The sequence below is a fragment of the Streptomyces yerevanensis genome (genome assembly GCF_000716805.1).
Taxonomy (GTDB): domain Bacteria; phylum Actinomycetota; class Actinomycetes; order Streptomycetales; family Streptomycetaceae; genus Streptomyces; species Streptomyces flaveus.
Window position 1 is genome coordinate 1 of record NZ_JNWJ01000219.1, and the last position, 497, is coordinate 497.

At 68.0% G+C, this 497-nt stretch carries 1 pseudogene; it reads left to right on the forward strand.

From position 1 onward, the window contains the following. Positions 1–134: 134 nt before the first annotated feature. Positions 135–497: pseudogene (locus OP79_RS50965) on the forward strand (RICIN domain-containing protein); the annotation flags it as partial.

Below are 497 nucleotides of genomic sequence, written 5' to 3' on the forward strand. Positions count from 1 at the left end.
ACCCTATTATCCAATTGCTCGACATTTCGACCCGTGTTCGCTATGTCGAACATTTCAGGGCCACACCACACCGCCTCCTGACAGCCCCTGACGGGCCAAGCCGGAGTCGCTTGCTCAAGGATGACGAGGTCCTTATGCACAGACGTAGTTTCAGCCGCAGACACCCGTCCGCGGTGCTCGCCGCCGCGGTCGCGGCCCTGGCCGCGCTGGCGGCGCTGCTCGTCGCCGGCCCGGCCCAGGCGGCCACCACCAGCGACGTGCGCGGTGGGAACCCCGGTGCAGATCTGGACCTGCAACGGCAGTGACAACCAGCAGTGGCGGGTGAACCCCGACGGCACGATCGTCGGCGTGCGGTCCGGGCTGTGCCTGGACGTCTCGGGCTGGGGCAAGGCCAACGGCACGGGGGTGCAGATCTGGTCGTGCCACGGCGGCACCAACCAGAAGTGGACCGGCCTGTCCGGGACGGGCAACGCGTGTGCTCTTCCGTCGACCTACCG